This is a genomic window from Streptomyces sp. NPDC002104 (assembly GCF_053593795.1).
Map to the genome: position 1 here is coordinate 15185 of NZ_JBSFDF010000008.1, position 18045 is coordinate 33229.

Here is an 18045-nt window from a genome sequence, read left to right on the forward strand (position 1 = left end):
CGGAGTGTGTGGTGGCCCGCACCAGCACAACCCTCGTAGCCCGGTAGAGCCGTCCTCGACCCGCCATAGCCGTGCCCCTTCGCCGTCGTGGAGTCCTCGTGGCGCCGCCGGGCACACGGCCGTGTGCCCGGCGGCGGGATAGATCAGGTGCCGTGGTTCACTGCGGCCGGCGGTGAAGGCTCGGTCACCTCGCGACGGACCGGCTCAGGAGGGGTCGCCGGTGAACGAGGTACACGCGGTGTTGGAACCGCCGCAGGACGACCCGCAGCCGTCGTCGGTGGCACGCAGGAGGTTCGCGATCGGAGTGGCGGACTCGACCACTCGCAGGTCGAGCTGGAAGTCGCCGAGGTTGGTGGTGGCCCGTTCGATCTGGTGGGTCATGGTCAGTTCTCCTTGTCGTTGGTGGTGCGGTGGTCGACCTGACCCTCGTGGGGCCAGGAGATGACGATGCGGCGGTGCCGCTTCGTGATGACCCGCCCAGCGGGCAGGTCGTTCGCGGGGGTGCTGATCGGGTAGGCGTAGATCACCGGCTCGTCCTGCCGGTGGTCGCGGTCCCATGTCCGGATCTGCTCCGCCAGGGCCTCGGCCACCTGCTCAGCGTGGTGGCCGTAGCCGTGCACACCGAACTCGGCCCGGTCCCCGTCCCGGCGGATGGTCAGGTAGGCCAAGGAGTCCCCGTCGAGGAGTGCGAGGTTGGACTGCTTGTTCTGCGGAGCGACGAGGCCGCTGTCCAGGTCGGCGTCCACTGACATCAGACAGAAGCCGTCCAGAGCGGTCGCCAGCCACATCTGCAGTCCGGTAAAGGGCTCGGTACGCGCGACGCTGACCCCCGACCACTTCTCCACCCGCTCGGTGTCGAACACCCCGTTCAGGGCGTCGGGGTCGGCCGGCCACCCGTCATCGAATCGGAGGGCGATCTCCTTGCCCCGGATCAGCAGCAGCCGCTCCGCGTGCTCTCCCTCGCCCTGCATGTTGACGAACCCGCAGACCTGCGCCGACCGGGAGACGAGCCGGTCGCCGTCGCGGTCGAAGGCGACCGAGCGGGTCAGGCCACGCATCCGCAGCGGCACGATCAATCGCCCGTCCCCTGCGAGCTGATCGGTCCACGCAGGGGGGATGTCCCAGGCGCCGACGGTGACCATCAGCCGGTCCACCGTCCCGTGGCCGGGCAAGCCGTGCTCCGCGTCGGCGAGCAACACCTCCACCCGGCCGTAGCCTGCCGCGTTCAGCAGGGTGCGCGCCCGGTCGGTGACGTAGGAGTCGATGTCGACGGTGACGACCGATCCGTCCCGGCCCACAATCTCTGCCATCAGGGCCGCGTTGTAGCCGCCTGAGCCGATCTCGCCGACCCTCATCCCCACCCGGAGCCCTGCCTGCTCCAACATCATCGCCTGGATGTCGGGGGCCGAGACGGAGCTCGTGGCGATCCCGTACTCGTCCCTCTTCGTACGCACGGCCTCGTGCGCGGCGTATGCCTCGACGAGCGGTGCGTCGGGAGCGAACGCGTGGCGGTGCACGGTCCGGAACGCCGCCTCGACCCACTTGGTTCGGATCGTGCCCGCCTCGACGAGCTGGGCTGTCATCGCGGTGCGCAGTTCCTCGGCGGACGCGGTGGATTCATTCATGGTCTCGGTCACGTGCTGGCTCCCTGTCATTCGGTTCCTGGGGCATCCGGACGAACTTCTCGCTTGGATGAGGTGATGTGCCTGGTCGTGCTCGACCCTGCGGGCCCCGAGCTGATCGCTCCCGTGGTGGGCGCCGGCCGGGACGTCGTACGCGGAGAACAGCCAGACGTCGTCGAAGGGTGTGTGGCCCCTCTGGCCGGACCACTGAACTCACGGCCGAGGTATGCGCCGCAGGGCGCCGCTGCCCCGCGAGATCAGCCGGAACACTGCCCGGCGATGCTCGATCGATCCGGCTGTGCTGCGGGTCACCACGGTTCTTCCGTCGGGAGTTCCGGCCGATCCTCAATCACTCTCATGCGGCGCCCGCGTGCTGGTGGCGGATCTCCCACAGACGGCCGCAGCTTTCGGTGGTCGACGTCACCCGCTGCAGGTGCTCCCACGCAACGAAGTTCGGTGTCGCCTCGGTCACCCGGCGGGCACTCTCCAGGAGCCGGTACCCGCGCCGGTAGAACCCACGGAGCTGGTCCTCGTCGCCGATGTCTTCGGCCAGGAGCAGCGCCAGATGGGCCCGCATGTGCAGGGCGAGTTCGTCGATCTCCGCCCGGGGCGCGAGTAGCCCGAGGGCCTTCGCCAGGCAGATGGTCTGACGGATCGTCTCCAGGTCAACCGGTAGGCCGTCGGAGCACAAGTCGTGCTTGGCGGCGCTCTGTTCATTTTGATCGGGGGCAACCGTGGTCACCTGAGCCTCCCTCGTCACAGCCTGCTCGGGTCTGTGAAGAGGTAACCGCACCAGGACGCTCCGCGAGTACCGTGGAGAGGTCAGCAGAGTATGCAAGCCATGCAATGTCGGGAGTTGCACATGGCGGAACGCTCACGCACGCCCAACTCGGGCTTGCCCTCGCTCCTTGACCAGGCGAATTGGTCCCGGTCTCAGTTCGCGAGCATCATCAACCGGCTTGGCGCCGAGGCCGGACTGAGCCTCACCTACGGCCAGCCGGCTGTCTCCCAATGGATCGCCGGCCATCAGCCTCGGCCACAGGTCAGAGCGTTGATCATCGAAGCCTTCGCGCGCAAGCTGGGCCGCCCCGTCACCTTCTCGGAGGCTGGTCTCACGCCGCCGCCGTCTGCGACGACCCAGGACACTGTGGGGGAACTCGTAGACCTCGGAAAGGCCGATATGGACCCGTCCCGGCGCGGCATCCTCGCCGCCGGAATCTTTTCCGCGGCCTTGGCCGTTCCCCTGTTCCCCGACCTGGCTGTGGCTGCCGAGCCTGCGTCCGTGCTGCCGGGGAAGGCCACCACGAGGATCGGAACCGGCCAGGTTGCCATCGTGCGAACGATGACCGACCGGATAGCTGACATCCTCGACGAGCTGGGTGCGGGGCATGCCCGCCCGATGGCTGCGGCCTTCCTGGTGAACTCGGTCGGCCCATGGCTGAAAGCGCAAGCCTCCGAGGAAGTTCGGCGCGACATGCTCGCGGCCGCCTCCGACCTGACCTATCTCACCGGCTGGATGGCCATGTACGAGCGGGCCCACAGCCTGGGCCAGCAGTACTACGTGTCCGCCCTCAAACTGGCCGGTGAGGCGGAAGATCACATCACGTATTGCAGGACGCTCCGCGGGATGTCGCTGCAGGCCTCGAACCTCGGCTATGGACGGCGGGCCCTGGAGCTGGCTGACTCAGCGGCCGAGGCGGCACCGGTTGCCGGACCGCGCCTGACTGCCTTCTTGCGAGGCCAGCAGGCCCACGGGGCCGCGATGGTCGGAGACCAGCGGCAGGCGTTCAACCGGCTGAGGGAGGCCGGCGATGCTCTAGCGAGGGCCGATGACGGCAAGGACTCCGTCGGCGGGTATGACCGGACCGCCCTCCTCTTTCACGAAGCGCACGTACTCAACGAAACGGGTGACCTCTCCGGATCCATCCGTGCACTGAAGGAGTCCATCCGCATTCAGCCGGAAGGACAGCGGCAAGGCCGCCTCCACTCCTATGCGGTTCTCGCGCAGCGCCAGCACTCCTATGGACATGTGGAGGCCGCGTGCGACTCGTGGGGCAGATTCCTGGACGAGTACGAACACCTCTCCTCATCGAGGGGCGACGAGCACTTCGACACGATGCGACGAAGGTTGAAACCCCACGCAAAGATCCAGGCTGTCCGTGCACTGACCCAGCGAGCGGCCCTGGTGGGCGCCATGAAGGGATAACCGGAAGCAAGCACTGGGGCCTCCGACGGGAGGCCCCAGCGAACCCCATGCCGGCCTCCCGTCTCTTCCAATCGAAGAGGGACGCGGCACAGCGAACCTGCCGGTCTCCTCCGCGCCGGCCTGCTGGGACTTCCCGCTCGTAATCTCGAGGGCACACGCCTGCCTGGCCATGACCGCCGGATCGAACCCTCCGTCGCTCACACGGCCTTCATCGCTGTCCACGCGAATCCAGCTCTATGACTGGTCGAGGAAGCTTCCAAGGACTGCACGTTCATCGTCATCAAAGCGGCGCACTCGTCCGGCAACTGAGTCGAAGCCAGCCATCTTGGAGGTCGCGGAAACGTACACGCTTCCACTGCCCTTGATCTCATAAGCGAGTTCGAACGAGACGCCCTTCAGACTCGTCACCCACGCCTCAATCGACACCGGCTCTTTGCTGTAGACAAGGGGCTTCGAGAACTTCATCCACTGCTCCGAGAGGAGGAAGTTCTTACTGAGTCGCTCGGTGGGATCGCTGGGCACGAGCGCCTCGAACATGTTCATCCGCGCCTCTTCAAGATAGCGGGGGTAAACAGCGTTGTTGACGTGGCTGTTGGCGTCCATATCCGACCAGCGGATGGGACACAGGTAGGTAAATCGGGGCACGGCTCCTCCTGGGAGAATCGACAAGGTGTTTCGCTCACATGACAACAAGGCTGCTACTAGCCGGCTGCATCCGCCACGAGTTGAGCAGGGAATCGCGTGAAATCGTCATGCGAAAACGTCGGAGTTACTCTCCTGCTAGACCTGACTTGCGGCAACTGACGTACACACACCTGTTCGTGCGGCCCGGATCTGCCCGCGCGAGCCCGCCCGAGATCGCTTGACGCCGGCCTGCGGCTGCGAGCAGGCCAAGGTGGTACGCGTGAGGGCATCGAGCTCTGTCGTGGTGTCCGGATCCGCAGCGACCGGGAAGTGCGCCAAGACAGCCGACGCGTCGAACTCTGCGACGGCCCACCTTCCACTCTCCTGTGTCGCCCAGATCACGGACCCGCTCGAAGGTGAAAGCGTCAGCCGCACGTCAGGGCCAACATGCTTGCCCAGTGCGGGAAGATGGATGCCGCCGTCGCCAGCAAGGGCTGCGGCTTCGTCGCGAGTGCGGCAGGACGCACTTCGCCGAGGAACTCCGGCAGGGCGCGTCCAGTCCCGGGAGTCATGCCGGACACCGCTCGCCCTCTCGGCCCAGGCGTCCCGTACACCGCCCAGAGCGTCGACGGTGTGGTTGCTGGACTCGTCTCCCTCCACCCAGGTGATGACTACGAGTCGGCATTCGGGCAAGCTCGCCGGGAAGAGGACATGGCTGACGACTTCCACGGTCTCGCCGAGAGCGGGAACATTCATGTGGAACACATGGCCGTCACGGTCCGCACCAAGGTCGTAGTGTGTTTTCCAGATCCGATCGACGTCCGGGTCGGCACAGACGTCAGAAATCAGCCGCAGCAAGGCCTTGTCCCCACTACGACTTGCCAAAGCGAACTTCAGCAGTCGAATGTAAACCTCCGCATGCTTTTCCCAGTCGGAGTACTGGACACGCGCCTCAGGAGAAAGCAGCGCCCACTTCATAAGATTCGCGTCAGGCTTCGTCACCCACGGCCACCACTCGGCCATTCCATGGTTGTACGCCAAGATGGACCAGGTGCCGTCGCTGAGGTAGGCAGGACTGGGCATCTGCTGATCGATGAACAGCTGCAGGGCCTTCTTGACTCGCGGGTCCGGCCGGCGCGGCGCTGTCTCCGGCAAGGTGCCAAGGCTGTGCAGCATCAGGGCACGGCGTTCATCCCGGCTGAGCATCAACAGCTCAGCGAGCGCCTCACACTGCTCACTGGTGAGCCTGGTGGCAGTAGCGCCGCGCTCTATAGCACCGTATGAACGCACGGACCGCTTGATGGCCGCCGCAGCTTCCTTCTGCGTGATCGTCCGTCCCCGGCGAACGCTGGCGGACGCGCGCCACGCCTTGAGCAGGCCCGCAAACCCCATCACCTGACCAGGCATCGAATCCAGATCACCCAGCGGGATCGGATCGACTCCGTGTTGCATAGCGGCAGCACCTCATTCGGGTAGCGAGAAATGACCAGCAGCACTTGCAGCTGCCGGATGCGCTGATTTGGCGACTAGCCGTCGCCCCCGAGGCCAAGCCTCTTGAGAATACGCCCGCTTTCCGCTCCAAATCCCGCACTTGACCTGCACCGACAGGAATATCCACCAGAAGGACCATTTTCCAGATCCGAACGCGAGGCCCTTAGGCCCAAGTCCCCCAGCCCAAGGACCTCAGGAATACCCCCTTCCCAGACTCCGCCAGCGGCTTCACGCTAAAGCGACCCTGCAGGGCCCATGCACCGCGACCATTGGCAGCCAATCCCCTAGCAGGGACGCAGCCCGCCCCCTTCCCTGCCCCCTCAGCTGTACGTGCCCGCCGCCAGAGACAAGACCCCTGCCCTTGTGACCAATGACACCTCGCAACAAGATCGCGCGCCAGAGCGATCTCACCGGGGCACACGGTGCGTTTAAGAGCGAATCGGACACCAAAATCGGCAACCGATTTCCGATCTGGGAATCGGCAACAAATTGCCGACTTTAGGCCCGCTCGACGTACCCAACCCACAACGCCGGGGAAGCTCCTTCGCGGCAAAACGTGAAACCCCTTGAGCGCGGCGCGGGTTGAAAGCATCAGGCGGCAGCATCCGTGATGAAGCGCGAGACATCTCACGCATAGAATGTGCCGATTTGACATAGATTGACGAGGCTGTTCAGTCGGGTTTAAATCCCTCCGACCGGCCATTTCAAGATCCGCGCACAGATAGCCGCTACGGGGGAAATCGTGATCATGAGATTCACATGCGTCGCCTTGGCCACCGCCGCTCCCACAGCACTGCTCCAGAGTCCGGAGGAAGCGTCAATGCCAGCACCCCGATCGCGTCTGATCGGTATTTCATTAGCTAAGTCTGGATCTTGTCGCGGCATCCGCATATGTTCATCGCCACCCGAGGAAGACACCCGCGGAAGGCGAGAGATGAGGAGCGGTAGGTGGATAGCCAGAGATCGGGGACCTACCCGGACCAGAAACAGCGTCGGCGTCTGAGAGAGCGAACTCCCAGACGCCGCACACCGAATGGACCTCTAGCCCTTGCCGGGGCAGGAGATCCATCTATCACCACCACGCCGGCCCTTCTGACGGGGCACACCGGTATGGGGCTTACCTCACTGGAGAGTCTTGCATGACCAGCGTCCTGCGCAAAAGGCCACTGAATCCGGCCTGCACCGAGGCACCAACCCTCCGAGCTCGCGCACTGGCGCAGAGGCTCACCGTCATGCTGCCGCAGGTCACCGACTTGCAGATCCGGCTTCAGGACGGTCGGACAACGTGGCCCCACCTCGATGTGCGGGCGACCGACGCCAACGGGCGATCGGTGCGGATCAGCCGCACCCAGGCGCACGTCGCTGCCCGCTGGATCATCCGCACCTACGCTGCCGCCAGCTGGGCGGAACGCCGCACCTTCGACCTCCGGTCCGGTGCGCTCGATGGCGGTGCCGCCTGATGGCACGCATCCGCACGATCAAACCCGAAGCATTCGAGTCCGAGGACCTGGCCTCGGTCGACGTGACCGCGATGGTCACCTTCTTCGGCCTGCTCACCCAGGCTGACGACCACGGCCGCTTCCGCGACCACCCTGCGATCATCGCCGGACGTCTCTGGGCTCTCCGCGCCGACCACACCCCAGCAGACGTGGCCAGGGACCTCGATCAGCTGGCCGGCGCCGGTCTCATCTGCCGCTATACCGGGTGCGACGGCGGTGCCTACCTCCACTTCGTGACCTGGGAGAAGCACCAGAAGATCGACCGTGCCTCGGCGTCGCGGCGCCCGCGGTGCCCCGTGCACCAGGCGCACAGCAAGTGCAGCGAGTGCGACGGAGCATCGTGCCCGGTCTCCTCCGCTCCGGCCCGGACGACGGCTCCGACCACTCCCGCCGAGCTCTGCGGCGACCGGCCGCAGGATTCGACGAGTATTCGACGAGCCCTCGATCACACCATTTCGACGGATTCGGCGCCGTCCATGGCTCCCAAGGTCTCCTCCACTGGCAGCAGGACCACCGCGGGGTCGACTCCCCCGGCGGTCCAACAGCCCCTCGTCGAGGGTCCTGAGGAATCCGCAGGTCAGACGGTTCTCGATGAGGCCTCGACACAACTGCGCGAGGGCTCGGCGTCTGGATCTAGGATCTTGGATCCTGGATCTTTCCCTAAGGGGGGCGATGCCCCCGCGCCGGAGTCCGCACTCGGATCGGTATCGGCAAAGGACCTGGTGGCCGGGTACGTGTCGGCCTGTTCGCAACCAGTGCCGCAGACGGTGCGCGGTCTCATCGGCCGCCACGCCAAGGGGCTGCTGGAAGAAGGTTTCGATCCGGCAGTCATCCGCACCGCCCTGGAGCGGCTGCGCGTCAAGGGCCTGCACGCCAGCGTCCTGCCAAGCCTGGTCAACGAGGCACTGAACGCCTCCCCGGCGGCATCCGCCTCCGGCGCGGGGCTTTGGGCCAGCGCCCGGCCCGCCTATCAGCCCTGGCAGAACCCCACTGACAGCTCCGTCTACGAGGAGTCCCTGTGACCCGACGCTTTGACACCTCCGGACCGCACAAGCTGGGCACCGCCGCCGTAGTCCGCCGCTGGCCCGCGCGCTTCGCCGAGCTGGGAATCGACCCGGACCGCCCCCTGGCCGACACGCCCGCTGGCATCCCGGCCCTTGAGGCCGCCCAGCAGCGGATCCCTTCGCGCTACCAGAAGGCGACCGTCTCGGATCCGCGCGTCCGCCAGTGGGTGGACGACGTCACCGCGAACGCCACCGCTCCCACAACGGGAGGACGCCGGGAGGTCTCGACCGGCCCCTCGCTCCTGCTGCTCGGCGCGACCGGGGTCGGCAAGACGCACGAGGCCTTCGGGGCACTCCGGGCACTGATCGCCACGGGGGTCGTGGTGCGGTGGGAGTCCATCACCGCTGCCGACCTCTACGCCGATATGCGCCCCAGCGCGGGTGTCGACCCGGAGTGGATGATGCGGCGTCTCGTGCGGATCCCGCTCCTGCACCTGGACGACCTGGGCGCGGCGACGACCACCAGGTGGACCGAGGAGCTGACGTACCGGCTCATCAACTGGCGCTACAACCGCGAGCTGCCGACCCTGATCACCAGCAACCTCGCCCCGGTCCGTACCGCCACGATGCCGGCGGAGCAGCCTGTCCTGCGTGAGCAGATCGGTGACCGGGTCGCCTCGCGCCTCGCGGGGATGTGCCAGCAGATCGCGATGTCCGGGCCGGACCGCCGCCGGACACGAACCTCGGCCTGACCAACTCCCCTACCAGCGCGGCATCTAAGTCCGCGCCCCTGCCCGCCCTCACCGCCTGGACCCGCCACGCCGCGCTGCACCGTCGCAGTGCACGCCGTGGTGACCGTGCGCCGGCCGTGAAGCACCACGGAGAGCACCATGCGATACATCACCACCCACGAGAACCCCATCGTCGGCATGCTCGGGATCACCGACCGCAGCTGGACCGAGCGAAGCTCCTGCTACGGCATGGACCCCACCGAGGCTGACGAGGTCTTCTTCCCCACGGCCACCAGCAGCAAGAGCACCGAGGAAGCCCGGTCGATCTGCAGGAGCTGCCCGGTCGTGCAGCAGTGCTTCGACGGGGCCATGGACAGCGACGCCCGGAAGGGCTTCCGAGCCGGGCTCACGGAGAAGGAACGGCGCCCCTTCCACAACAAGGTCGCCAAGCGTCTCGACTACAACCGCGTACACGCCGTCTTCCGGGGCCGCGATGTCACCCTGTCGATCCCGGAGCGCAACGCTGTGGTCCGCCAGGCCTACCTCCGCGAGTGGAGCGTCGAACGTCTGGCGATGCTGCTGCAGAGCGATTTCGACTACACCCGCAAGCTGATGCGTGAGCAGGCCAAGGAGGTGACGGCACGCGACCACGAATGGCTCCAGCATATGTCCCCCACGCGTGGGGGAGGCGACCCGGCGAAGGCCTCGACCATCGCCGTCGCAGACGCCGCGGCTCGCTGCGACTCCGAAGTTCGCACGGCCTTCGGGGAAGCCGCGTGAAGGACTCCCCCGCGCATGCCGCCGCCCCCGTCGGGTTCTGGGACCGTCTCGCCATCATCACCCTCGGCACAGCCGGCTGCGCGCTCTCGTACGACGCCCTCCAGCAGATGGCCGTAGCCATCCACGTCCGCGGATTCCTGACCTACCTATTTCCTCTGGTGGTCGACGGATTCATCGCCTATGGCGTACGGGCCCTGCTGGTGCTCGCCGAAGCCCCCCTGCGTGCACGGCTCTACGTGTGGACGCTCTTCGGTACAGCCACCGCATCCAGCATCTGGGCGAACGCACTTCACGCGGTGCGCCTCAACCAGCAGGCACCCCGTCTCAGCGGCCTGCGCCTGAGCGACACCGTGGTGGCGATCCTGTCCACCCTCGCCCCCCTCGCGCTCGCCGGCGCTGTCCACCTCTACATCCTCATCACGCGGCACCACCCCACGGACCGGACGCGGACCAACCCTGCCGACCAGCAGGCCAATTCGCTGGTCCGGTGCGACACACTCGTCGCCCGGTCCGCCGACGCAGAGGAGGGCGCCACCGGACCAGACCACCCGCGTGCGAGCAACCTTCAGGCGGACCAAGAGCCGGCGGACCACACCGCGCACCCTGATCCGTGCAACGGGGCCGACGACCAGACCGTCGTCCGAGAGGCGGACAAAGACCTGCCCAGCACGGTGAGCAGCGGTATCCCAGCAGCGGACCAGCGGCCGAACTCGGGGGAAGACTTCGCCTCCGGCGAGCCCGATCCTGAACACGGCCGTTCCGCCAAAGCCGCAGGTGGTGTCGCGGACCAAGCCCTCCCACACCCTGTCGAGGAGGGCGGACCAGACCTGGCAGCGGACCACGTTGACGATGCGGAGCCCGTGCCGGATCCTCCTGCGGCCGGACCAGAACCAGCCTCAGAGGATCACGGGGGCCGGGGGCTCGAAGACACGGTGGACAAGACCAGCGGCCCCTTCCCCGATCCGATCCCCTTGGAAGTGCTCGTCCCAATCGCGCGCGATGCGGCTCTGGCCGGCGGCCGGATGACCCGCAGAGTGATCGGACCGTACCTACGCGACCAGCGCCTCACGATCAGCAACGAACGGTTCCGGGAGCTGCAAGAGGTCCTCTACGAGGACCCCGCGCTGGAGCATCTGCCTCGACCGAGGCGGCGAACCCGCTGACGCGCAGACAACGCGCGTCTTGACCAGCCGGAAACACATCGCAGAGCGGGGCGGCCCGGAGCAGGCTCCGACGCCCCGCTCAGCCCCCAAGGAGTCCTCGTGTCCTCATCATCCACCAGCCAGCTCTGCCAGTCGACGAACACCTCCGCCGTTGCCTCCGCTTGGGCCGATGTCCTCGTGCGACGGGGGCACCTGCACGCCGCCCTGCCCACGCCCACCGGTCAATGGCTGGTCCAGGAGGGGCCGAAGTCACCCGTGCTGGTGCTGCCCGGCCCCGAAGATCTGCTGGACCTCGCAGCCCGGGTCCAGCGCGACGAGAACGCAATCCGGGGCGTCAGCCAATGACCGACCCGCTCTCGGATCCGATCCACGAGGTCAACCAGGCACACATCAACTCGATCTCAGGGCGAGCAAGTTATCCCATTGGATACTCCACCGTTGGCGGAGTATCCAATGGAGCCGGCCCCCAGGGGAGCCGGGAGCCCTCCTGGCACCGGGGGGCGCCAGGAGGGTCGACTGCGACCGGGGGCGGATCGCAGTCGGAGGAGCAGCCGCACACCTGTCACGACAGCACGTGCGAGCACGTCGAACCCGTTCCCTCCCGTCCGCGCCGCCGCCGTCCGTACCAGCGCGGGCAGCGCCCGCACGTACGTAACGCCCGACTCAACGACGACGAACTCGCAGCGATCACCGCCGGCGCCCACGCGGCCGGTCTGACCGTCGCCGGATTCATCGCTCACGCCGCACTCACCGCTGCACGCGACATCCACAAGACAGCAGCACAGATCGCCTCCGAACGTGAGGTGGTCGCGGAACTGTTCGCCGCCCGCCGGCACCTGAGCTACATCGGCAACAACATCAACCAGATCGCCCGCATCCTCAACTCCGGCGGCGACACCCCTCAGACCGACGCCGCACTCACCGCGGTCCACCGGGCCGCACGACGTCTGGAAGCCGTCACCCAACAGCTGATCGACCGCTAAGGCACCTGCGCATGATCCCCCGAGTCCACAAGCGCGGAAGCCGCACGATCGGCCTGCTCCACTACCTCTACGGCCCCGGCACCCACGAGGAGCACACCGACCCCCACCTGGTCGCCGCCTGGGACAGCCTCGCCCCGGACCCCGGCCGGGACCCCGGCCGGGACGTCGACGCCACCCTAAAGGAGCTGCAGCAGCTGCTCGACCAGCCTGTGGACGCGCTTCCCGCTAGCCGGCGACCGGACCAGCACGTGTGGCACCTGTCTGTCCGCGCCGCCCCGGAAGACCCGGTACTGACCGACGCACAGTGGGCGGACATCGCCCGTCGCATGGTCGCCGCGACCGGCATCGCCACAGATGAAGACCCTGCTGCATGCCGGTGGGCGGCCGTGCGCCACGCCGACGACCACATCCACATCATCGCCACGACCGTCCGCGAGGACGGCCGCAAGCCCCGCCTCCACAACGATGCCGCCCGCTCCCAGGCCGAGGCACGCCTCATCGAAGCCGACTACGGCCTGCGCCGTCTCAACACCGGCGACAAGACCGCTGCTCAACGCCCCACCAGCGCTGAGCGACACAAGGCGGAGCGCACCGGCCGGACCCGTACCGCGCGCGAGGAGCTCCGCGAGACCGTCCGCCGCGCGGTGGCCGGCGCCGCGAACGACGCGGAGTTCTTCGACCGGCTCGGCGCCTCCGGCCTCCTCGTCGTACGCCGTGTCGCACCCAGCGGCAATCTCCTCGGCTACAAGGTCGCCCTCCCCTCGGACCGGAACAAGGACGGCGAACCGATCTTCTACGCCGGCGCCAAGCTGGCTCCCGACCTCTCCCTCCCCCGGATCCGCCAGCGATACGGCGGGCAGGAAGCTCCCGACGAGACCGCGGTCAGCAGCCCGCAGCCGAGGTCGTCGCAGGCCCGCCGCTCAGCGACCGGTGCGGTGTGGACTGCACTGCTGGTCATCGACCAGGACGACGACGGCGCGGCAGCCGCCCAGATCGCCGACGTCGGAGAAGTGCTCGACGCCCTGGCCAAGACCAGCGCCGCCCACACCCGGCGAGAACTCTCCGACGCCGCCCTCGCGTTCGAGCGGGCATCGCGCTCTCATATCCGTGCCGAACGGCAGCAGGACCGTGTCCTGCGTCAGGCAGCCCGGGACCTCGTCCGAGGCGGTCCCGCCTTGGGGCGCGGTGAGGACGGCGCCGGCACGGCGATGGTCATTGACATGCTGTTCTTCCTCGTCATCACCGCCGCGGCCTGGCATGCGAAGAGGGGCCACGCCCAGCAGGCCGCGGCAGCGCAACAGACAACCGAGCACCTGCGTGCGGCGTACCGCAACGCCGCCGCAACGCCGCTGAGCGTCCTGCGCGAACGGGGCCGCAGGCTCACCTTGCCGCTCCAGCGCAGGTACGGCTCCGCCATGCGCGAGGCGGTCCCGGATCTCGCGCAGCGGGTGCTCGACGAGGCCGGGTGGCCGGCGCTGGCCGCAACGCTCGCCGAGGCCGAGGCAGCCGGCCATGACGTGGTCCCGCTCCTGACCGAGGCCGCCTCGCGCCGCGAGTTGGACACTGCGGAGTCGGTGTCCGACGTGCTGGTGTGGCGCCTTCGCCGGTTGGCAGACCTGCCTGCCGCCGCTGGCACGGACTCTCCCGCAAAGGGCACCAGGGCAAGCACCGTCCGCTCGCGGCAGAACTTCGTCCCAGGTCAGGGTAGCCCTCGGCAGGATCGTCCAGCCCCGGGCCGCTGATCGTTTCCTTAGTAGAAGTGCGAGCCGCTGCCGGGAGAGGATTCTCCCCTGCCACCACACACCAGGCCCGGGAGACGCCCATGTTCCGCCGGCACGACCGACACCACGACCAGGCCAACGAGTTCCGTGCTGCCGCGGCAGAACTGATCGCGGCGGCTGAGGAGCCCGCCCGGCCTGCCGCGGCGGGTGCCGAGCCCAGCAACGTGGAGAGCGAGGACGTGGAGCTTGAGATACCGGCGGAGCTCCACGTCCCGGCGGCCGGGGATCTGGCCGGGTCGATGATGCGCTACTGGGCGCCGCTGACCGTGGGCGGGGTCGTGGTGTCCTGCGCGGAGTGCGGCGTGTACCGCGACTGGCTCGTACTGAGCTCCGGCGAGCGGGTGTGGGTCCGCTGCCGCTCCGGACACGACACCCCCGTTCCCGGGCTGGACTCGGCCTGGTACGAGCGGACCGCCGGGCCGGTCGAGGGTCTCTACACCAGCAAGGAGGATGGCGAGGCTTCGTTCGGCTACGACGGAACCTTCGCGGGAGTGATTCTCTGATCGCGCACCAGGCGAGATGGATCTACCCCACCCGAGATGATCGGGGTAGCGTACGGCCGCACACGCATTCTGGGGGGAATCACATATGCGAAACAACGTCAAGAATCTGCTCAGCCTGACGGCTCTGGGAGCCCTCGCGCTGACCGGCTGTTCCCAGGCTGCCGCACCTTCCGCGCCGGCCTCATCGGCCGGGGCAGAGGCGAAGAGCAGTGAGGGATCCGGCGTATCCGCGAAGCCTTTGTCCAGTGCTGAACTTGGCCCCCGCTTGCTGGACCTGATCGATCTGGGCTCCGACTACCGGGTGAAGCCCGAGACGACGTCGAAGCACGACGACATGGCTGCCGTCGGGTGCCCTGCTCTGGAGAAGCTCGGCTCCGGACAGGCGGACGGTTCGCTGGACTTCCCCAACCAGGCCAAGGTGTCCTTCACGTACGCCTCGAAGGATTCCGACCTGAGCGAAGAGGTCTACAGCGACACCGAGGAGAAGGTCTCCGCCCGGTCCCGAGAGATCTTCACCGCCATGGAGTCGTGCCCGAAGTACCAGATGGTTTCTGGCAACGTCCCCATCGACGTGACCGTCCAGAAGGTGACCACGCCCCAGCGCGGCGACGAGCAGTGGGGGCACGTCCTCACGCTCACGGCCGGCGGACGCCCCAGCGTGATGAAACAGATCGCCGTCCGCTCCGGCAACGTGCTGATCGTCCTCTCGGGCAGCCCCGCCCTGGTCGACGCCCACGTGGACAAGGCACTGGCGAAGGCCCTGAAGCCCGCAGGCTGACGCGCCCCGAAAACGCCCTGGCCCCCAGCGAAGAATCTCGCTGGGGGCCAGGGCTCTGTATGCGGATAACGTGCGTCGCTGATCAACCTCCAGTTGCGCCCTCGTCAGAGGGAAGGCCGGATCGTAAGACGTGCCCGGGAAGACGCCGGCAGGACGCGGCGCGGCACGGGCGCCTCGCCGACCAGGCCTGCCGCGAAGGTCGCGACCAGCTCATGCGGTGTGGACGTACTGAACGCAGCGACCCACAGGTACGGACCCGCGACTTCCGGCTGGGACCAGGCCTGCCAGCCGGGCATATCGGGGCGGGGGTCTTGGTCATGAATCCCGTCGGGAAGCGGCGCCCGGGTCATGCACGCCGTGAAGGACTCGTCCCAGAGCGTGAAGTTCGGGTCGTCCACGTCCCCCTGCCAGCCGCCGGCCACCAGCATCTCGGGGACGGCCTCGGGGCTGTCGAAACCCCACGCGGGTTCCGTGCGATCCACAACGGCGAGGGCGAAGGTGGCAACGGCTTCATAGGGCACTCCGCGGGTGAAGTAGGCCGTCCAGTTCACGGTGGCGCGCGAGGAGTCCTCGCGTGCGGAGATCTCCCAGGCGACGGGCAGGTCGGCCAGCTCCGTGGTAAGCGGATCGGCCATGACCCATTCGGCACAGCGGAGTTGATCGGGGCTCGCGTAGAAGAGCGTCCGGCGCGCTGTGACCCAGTACGACCATCCGGCGCCGACGAGCTCGTCTCCCACACGTTCCGCCAGCTCTCCGTCGTCGCCGGCCAGGTGTCTCGGGCTCACCCAGAGCACGTCGAGGCTCGGACGCTCTTCGGGCTGTTCCGCGTTCAGGGGCGCCTCCGGGGCTTCCACGGGATGGTCACTGGTCAGTGGCTCCTACTCCTCGGCGCATCCTGGCCGGCACGACGGTGCGCGGGTGCCAGCCCAGGTCCTGGGCGGTGAGGGCCGGCAGGAAGCCTGCCTGTCCCGCTTCCCCGATGTAGATGACGGGGCCGCCGTCGTGGCCCATGCCCAGCACGATGGCTCCCATCGTGTGGGCGTAGGGGAATTCGGGGTTGATGGCCATACGCACCGGGGTGCCGGGGGCGTAGCGCGAAAGGTGCTCGATGATCTCGGTGTTGGTGGGGTCACTGGCGGTGGGACGCACGGAGCCTCCGGGGCTGGTGGTTGAAGAGCTGGCTGGGGAGTCGTGCTCGACGATCTGGGCTTCAGGCCGGACGCGAGGTGGAGATGACGGCGGCGACCACCGAGGCGACGAGATGAGCTGGGGTTTCGACGTCGAATCCGATGCTGTAGCCGGGAACGGTTGCCGTTCCTGTGACGGCCAGCCGCCATCCCTCGTCGAGTTGGCCCGGTCGGCCGTCGGGGAACCAGCCGAGGTAGAGGCGCCCATCCTTACTGGCGATGTGCATGTCGGCTCTGTCGTCCACCACGAAGTGGAAGTCCTCAGCCGTGAACTGGTCGATCACCTGGGATGGCTGGCCCCGTCCGAGCATCCACGTCCGGATCCGCAGGGCCTCGATGGTGGTGGAGAAGCCGGGGCGGCCCATCTCGACGGTCATACGCGATCACCTCTCTGACCTGCGGTTTTGGGGAAGGGGTCAACCTTGACATGGGTCGGCCGGTCTCTCCAGCGGTGTGCGCATCTTGCCCGTCTGCCGTGAGCGATGTCCGGACAGCACAGAGCGAGGGCGGCACCCCTGATGGGATGCCGCCCTCGCTCGGCGTTCTTCGATTATGGATGGGGTTCCGCAACCCATGCTGGTGTTCCAACCGCGTTGATTCGTAGGTGGCCAGAGACTTGACGCCTGTCTGGCCAGCTCGGGCTTCATCGGGATCGGCCGCGGTTGTTAGGACGCGATAGGACCGTCGCCAGCGTGTTCAGTGCGGGCGGGGATCAGGCGGGGGGCGAGGTGGACGTAGGCGACCATGCCGAGGACTTCGACCAGGGTCTGGGTGACCACGACGACCGCGGCGATTGCCAAGTCGTCCGGCAGGGCCAGGGCCAGAGGGAGGACGACGAGGGAGTTGCGGGTCGCGCCGGTGAACACGATCGCCCGGCTGGCGGGCACTTCCAGGCGGAACAGGTGGGCCACGGCCTTGCCCGCGAACGCCATCACAATGAGGAACGCGGCGTAGAAGGGGACGACGGCGGCGACGTCCGCCAGGTTGTCGCCGAATTTGGGGATCTGTGAGGCGACGACGACCAGCAAGGTGGCGGCCATTAGCGGCACCATCGTGGTGGTCGTCGCGTCGGAGACCTTCTGCCCGGCCGGACGGCGTCTGGCCCATGCCTGCAGGGTCCACGCGAGGGCGAGCGGGATGACGATCAGAACCAGGAAAGCCTCGACGAACGGGCCGACCTCGACGACGTCGGTCAGGCCCGAGCCCAGGAACAGGTAGAGGAACCCCGGCAGGAGCAGCATCTGCGCGACCAGGAGGACCGGGGTGGCGGCGAGGAGGCGGCGGCTGGAGCCGCCGGCGAGGCCAGAGAAGACGATGACGTAGTCGACGCACGGGCACAGCAGGACCAGCAGGACGCCGAGGCGGACCGCTTGGTCGGCGGGCAGGAACGTGAACATCGCGGCGACCACCAGCGGCCCGATCACGAAGTTCACGAAGACCGCGGCGGACAGGAACCGTCCGTCGCGCAGTGAGCGGATCAGTTCGGCGGCGGGGACCTGGAGGAAGGTGACGAACAGCAGCGCGCCGAGTACCGGGTTGATCGCGTGTTTCAGCCCGGGGCCGAGGCCGGGTGCCGTCCAGCCGAGCAGTCCGCCAGCGGCCATGGCCGCCAGATAGATCGCGACCTGGTGGTGTTCCATCCGCTCGACCAGGCCCTGCGGTCCCTGCTGCGACACCCGAACGACTCCCTCGT

General features: G+C 67.6%; 20 protein-coding genes. 11 read left to right on the top strand and 9 right to left on the bottom strand.

Annotated elements, in window-relative coordinates; translation table 11 throughout:
* Positions 1–204 precede the first annotated feature (204 nt).
* From ACWCP2_RS09465 to ACWCP2_RS09475, 3 genes are all read right to left on the bottom strand, one after another.
* Positions 205–381: an FxLD family lanthipeptide gene (locus ACWCP2_RS09465; RefSeq protein ID WP_450907991.1), complete on the bottom strand. Its 177-nt coding sequence runs from the start codon at positions 379–381 to the stop codon at positions 205–207.
* A 2-nt stretch (positions 382–383) separates the two neighbouring features.
* A complete protein-coding gene (gene fxlM / locus ACWCP2_RS09470; protein WP_450908186.1) occupies positions 384–1625 on the bottom strand; it encodes a methyltransferase, FxLD system in 1242 nt (413 codons plus the stop codon).
* A 352-nt stretch (positions 1626–1977) separates the two neighbouring features.
* Positions 1978–2364 carry a hypothetical protein gene (locus ACWCP2_RS09475; RefSeq protein WP_450907992.1) on the bottom strand — a complete coding sequence of 129 codons (387 nt, stop codon included), beginning with the start codon at positions 2362–2364 and terminating at the stop codon, positions 1978–1980.
* A 120-nt stretch (positions 2365–2484) separates the two neighbouring features.
* Here ACWCP2_RS09475 and ACWCP2_RS09480 point away from each other — a divergent pair, with 120 nt between their 5' ends.
* Complete coding sequence (locus tag ACWCP2_RS09480) at positions 2485–3828, top strand: hypothetical protein (protein ID WP_450907993.1); 1344 nt, start codon at positions 2485–2487, stop codon at positions 3826–3828.
* Positions 3829–4062: 234 nt separating this feature from the next.
* Here ACWCP2_RS09480 and ACWCP2_RS09485 read toward each other — a convergent pair whose 3' ends face one another.
* Together ACWCP2_RS09485 and ACWCP2_RS09490 are read right to left on the bottom strand one after the other, a co-directional pair.
* On the bottom strand, positions 4063–4473 hold the full coding sequence (locus tag ACWCP2_RS09485) for an acyl-CoA thioesterase (protein ID WP_450907994.1): 411 nt from the start codon (positions 4471–4473) through the stop codon (positions 4063–4065).
* A 135-nt stretch (positions 4474–4608) separates the two neighbouring features.
* On the bottom strand, positions 4609–5904 hold the full coding sequence (locus ACWCP2_RS09490) for a helix-turn-helix domain-containing protein (RefSeq protein ID WP_450907995.1): 1296 nt from the start codon (positions 5902–5904) through the stop codon (positions 4609–4611).
* Positions 5905–7082: 1178 nt separating this feature from the next.
* Here ACWCP2_RS09490 and ACWCP2_RS09495 point away from each other — a divergent pair.
* The 10 genes from ACWCP2_RS09495 (at position 7083) to ACWCP2_RS09540 (ending at position 15165) form a co-directional block, all read left to right on the top strand.
* Entirely contained in the window at positions 7083–7403 is a 321-nt protein-coding gene (locus tag ACWCP2_RS09495) for a transcriptional regulator (protein ID WP_450907996.1), read from the top strand.
* Positions 7403–8464, top strand: coding sequence for a hypothetical protein (locus ACWCP2_RS09500; RefSeq protein ID WP_450907997.1), 1062 nt, complete (start codon positions 7403–7405; stop codon positions 8462–8464). Before ACWCP2_RS09495 ends, ACWCP2_RS09500 begins: the two co-directional genes overlap by 1 nt.
* Positions 8461–9198 carry an ATP-binding protein gene (locus ACWCP2_RS09505; protein ID WP_450907998.1) on the top strand — a complete coding sequence of 246 codons (738 nt, stop codon included), beginning with the start codon at positions 8461–8463 and terminating at the stop codon, positions 9196–9198. The genes ACWCP2_RS09500 and ACWCP2_RS09505 overlap by 4 nt, the downstream gene beginning before the upstream one ends.
* Positions 9199–9336: 138 nt before the next feature.
* The gene (locus ACWCP2_RS09510; RefSeq protein ID WP_450907999.1) at positions 9337–9957 is read left to right on the top strand and encodes a WhiB family transcriptional regulator; all 621 of its coding nucleotides are present in this window, start codon (positions 9337–9339) and stop codon (positions 9955–9957) included.
* Positions 9954–11120 (top strand): DUF2637 domain-containing protein, encoded by a 1167-nt coding sequence (locus tag ACWCP2_RS09515; protein WP_450908000.1) that lies wholly within the window; start codon positions 9954–9956, stop codon positions 11118–11120. Before ACWCP2_RS09510 ends, ACWCP2_RS09515 begins: the two co-directional genes overlap by 4 nt.
* 99 nt (positions 11121–11219) lie before the next feature.
* On the top strand, positions 11220–11465 hold the full coding sequence (locus tag ACWCP2_RS09520; RefSeq protein WP_450908001.1) for a hypothetical protein: 246 nt from the start codon (positions 11220–11222) through the stop codon (positions 11463–11465).
* Positions 11462–12103: a plasmid mobilization protein gene (locus ACWCP2_RS09525; protein WP_450908002.1), complete on the top strand. Its 642-nt coding sequence runs from the start codon at positions 11462–11464 to the stop codon at positions 12101–12103. Before ACWCP2_RS09520 ends, ACWCP2_RS09525 begins: the two co-directional genes overlap by 4 nt.
* 11 nt (positions 12104–12114) lie before the next feature.
* Positions 12115–13845: a relaxase/mobilization nuclease domain-containing protein gene (locus ACWCP2_RS09530; protein ID WP_450908003.1), complete on the top strand. Its 1731-nt coding sequence runs from the start codon at positions 12115–12117 to the stop codon at positions 13843–13845.
* Positions 13846–13925: 80 nt separating this feature from the next.
* Complete coding sequence (locus ACWCP2_RS09535; RefSeq protein ID WP_450908004.1) at positions 13926–14387, top strand: hypothetical protein; 462 nt, start codon at positions 13926–13928, stop codon at positions 14385–14387.
* A gap of 265 nt (positions 14388–14652) precedes the next feature.
* A complete protein-coding gene (locus ACWCP2_RS09540) occupies positions 14653–15165 on the top strand; it encodes a hypothetical protein (RefSeq protein WP_450908005.1) in 513 nt (170 codons plus the stop codon).
* Positions 15166–15269: 104 nt separating this feature from the next.
* Here the strand turns inward: ACWCP2_RS09540 and ACWCP2_RS09545 are convergent, their stop codons facing one another.
* The 4 genes from ACWCP2_RS09545 to ACWCP2_RS09560 all read right to left on the bottom strand — a co-directional run bounded on the left by ACWCP2_RS09545 (position 15270) and on the right by ACWCP2_RS09560 (position 17992).
* Entirely contained in the window at positions 15270–16019 is a 750-nt protein-coding gene (locus tag ACWCP2_RS09545; protein ID WP_450908006.1) for a DUF317 domain-containing protein, read from the bottom strand.
* Between the two features lie 7 nt (positions 16020–16026).
* Positions 16027–16314 (bottom strand): hypothetical protein, encoded by a 288-nt coding sequence (locus ACWCP2_RS09550; RefSeq protein WP_450908007.1) that lies wholly within the window; start codon positions 16312–16314, stop codon positions 16027–16029.
* Positions 16315–16375: 61 nt separating this feature from the next.
* A complete protein-coding gene (locus ACWCP2_RS09555) occupies positions 16376–16729 on the bottom strand; it encodes a DUF317 domain-containing protein (protein ID WP_450908008.1) in 354 nt (117 codons plus the stop codon).
* A 288-nt stretch (positions 16730–17017) separates the two neighbouring features.
* The gene (locus ACWCP2_RS09560; RefSeq protein ID WP_450908187.1) at positions 17018–17992 is read right to left on the bottom strand and encodes an arsenic resistance protein; all 975 of its coding nucleotides are present in this window, start codon (positions 17990–17992) and stop codon (positions 17018–17020) included.
* Positions 17993–18045 lie beyond the last annotated feature (53 nt).